This window comes from Arthrobacter sp. Hiyo1 (assembly GCF_001263615.2).
Taxonomy (GTDB): domain Bacteria; phylum Actinomycetota; class Actinomycetes; order Actinomycetales; family Micrococcaceae; genus Arthrobacter.
The window spans coordinates 309264-311860 of sequence record NZ_DF952471.1; the positions used below are offsets into that span (position 1 = coordinate 309264).

The 2597-nt window shown below is 64.7% G+C and carries 2 protein-coding genes; both read right to left on the minus strand.

The features are described 5' to 3' along the window. Positions 1–1613 (minus strand): penicillin-binding transpeptidase domain-containing protein (locus AHiyo1_RS13025; protein ID WP_059388849.1); only part of this gene is annotated, 1613 nt, incomplete at its 3' end. A 232-nt stretch (positions 1614–1845) separates the two neighbouring features. Continuing rightward, on the minus strand, positions 1846–2505 hold the full coding sequence (locus tag AHiyo1_RS13030) for a response regulator transcription factor (protein WP_059388850.1): 660 nt from the start codon (positions 2503–2505) through the stop codon (positions 1846–1848). Positions 2506–2597 lie beyond the last annotated feature (92 nt).

Sequence of the window (2597 nt, forward strand, 5' to 3'; positions counted from 1 at the left end):
CCGGACGCCGTCGGTGTGGCACCCGCGGAGGGTGAGGCTGCGCCGGGGTTCAGGACGAGTTGCGGCGACACCGGCGCGCCGTGTGCCACCGAACCGGCCATGATAGCTGCGGCGAGGGGAGAGAGCAGCACTTTGCCCTGGCCGATCATCGAAGCTGCGTGCTCGGTGCCGTCGGCGTTTCCCGGGACGGATCCCAGGAAGGCATCGGCCCCCAGCTTCGGGGCTTGGACTGCCACTCCCAATGAAGTTGCCGCCGACTCGAGCTGGGCTTGGCTGACCTTGTCCCTGGAACTGATGAAGGCCGTGTTGCACGAATGCGCGAAAGCGTCACGCAAAGCAACAGAACCAAGAGACGACGCCGGATAGCCTTCGGCGTTCTTGAAGGTCCGGCCGTCCACCGTAATTGTCGGCGTGCATTCCACCTTGGAATCCGGCGTCATTCCATTGCGGATCAAGGCGAGGGAATCGACGATCTTGAAGGTGGAACCCGGAGCGTATTGGCCCAGCATTGCCGTGTTGTAGCCGTTGCTTCCGGGCCCAGAGGCCGCTGCCAGGACGGCGCCGGTCGAGGGGCGGAGCGCCACAATTGCCGAGGCCGGGCCGACCCCGGCCAAGGTGTCTTCGGCGAGCTGTTGCAAGCGCGGATCCAGGGTGGTCTTCAGCGGATCGCCGGCCTTGGCGTCGGCGGCAAAAAGCACCCGGCGGGGGTCGGGCTTCGCGGCCTTGATCTGGTCGTCGGTCATGCCTTGCGGCCGGGCCTTGATGGAGACCCCATCCTGGCCACGGAGCTGGCTGTCGTATTGTTCCTCCAGGCCGCCGGTCCCTACGACATCTCCCGCCTTGAGGGCACCCCCGGCTTTTTGGATCTGTTCGGCGCTTGCCTCAGCGACGCTACCCAACACGGCGCGGGCGAAGGTACGCGTCGGTGCCAAAGGCAGGGAATCAGGAATGCCACGGGCCCCCGGAATCGCAGCAATCTGCTGGTCAGTGATCGTGCGGCCCTCTTGACGCAGGGTGATGGCACTGACGAATGCCTGCGGGCCGGACGCCTGGACCTGCTTCACATACGCGGCTTCGTCCACGCCGACCAGTTGCGCGAGCTTCGCCGCCGAAGCCGCGGGATCCGCCGATCCAATCGCGGTCTTGTCGATGCCCACCTGAACCACCGGACGGTAGCTGACCAATTTCGCATCCCCTGCGCCAAGGATCTCGGCCCTGGATGGCGCAATGACAGTCTTGTCCAGTACCTCGCCGTCCTTAAGATCCGGCTCCAAGAGTGCCGAATTCCATTGGACGGCCCATTTGTCGCCCGATTTCTTCAGGGCGGCCTGGGAGGTGTACTTCCACTCCGCAGTTCCGATCTTCCACGTGAAGTTGAGCGGAACCGAGGCTTTGTCGCCGTCGAGCTTTACCGCGCCGCTTTCAACCGAAGGCTTGGCCGGATCGAGGGCCGCGAACACCGCCTTGAGCTGTTCATTCGCCGCTGCGGCATCCTTGCCGTCGACGGCGAGCGATCCGACGTCGAGCGCCGCGAGGGACGACGCGAGCTGCTTGGCAGCGCCCTCCGCCCCGGAGCGGCCGTCATCACAAGCGGCCAGCGAGCCGGCGATCATCAGGCGGCAAGCCCCAGGACAAGATTCTTGGTTTTCCCCATTTGCGCCATTATGCCTTCTCGGGCCGACAGGAATGATACAAATCACAGCACGTTGCGCTTTTGTGATGGTTGAGGCGCTCAAGAACCAGGCCTCGCCCAACTAACTCGCAGTAAGTGTCGTTTTCGGGCCCCAAAACGACACTTACCGCTAGTCAGTTGGGTCCGACAGGCACCCAGGCTGCGCGCCAACCCTACTGACTCCGGATGATCCTGCGCTGGGTTGCCGCCGCGATGGCCGCGGTCCGGTTGTCGACACCCAGCTTGCCGTAAATGTGCACCAAATGGGTCTTGACCGTGGCCTCGGAAATGAAGAGTTGCTTCGCCATCGCACGGTTGCTCATTCCGGTGGCGAGGAGTTCCACGAGTTGGACTTCACGCGCGCTCAGGGCGTGCACCGGACTGCGGATCCTGCCCATGAGCCGCGCGGCAACCTCGGGCGCAAGGGCCGTCTGACCCGCGGCCGCAGCCACCACGGCCTGCCGGATTTGCTCAGGTGGAGCGTCTTTGAGCATGTATCCGCTGGCTCCGGCTTCCACTGCGGCGAGGATGTCGGCGTCGTTGTCATATGTGGTCAGGATCAGGACCGGCGGCGGGGGAGTCCCCGCCTCACCGGCTTTGATCTTGCCGGTGGCGGTGACGCCGTCCATCCCCGAGCCCATTTGCAAGTCCATGAGGACAACATCCACAGGTTCGCCGAGGGCGTGGAGCTTCGAGAGTTCCGCCAATGCGGCTCCGCCGTCGGCCGCTTCCGCCACGACCTGGACTCCTTCGAAGTCGGCAAGCATGGCCCGGAGCCCCGCCCGCACCACGGGATGATCGTCAACCAGCAAAACCCTGATGTTGTTGGTCATGGGGACGCCTCAAGGGCTGCGTTGCTAGTGCCCAGCGGCAGCCGGATTGCCACCACGGTCCCCTCGCCGGGAGCCGACTCGACGTCGAGCGT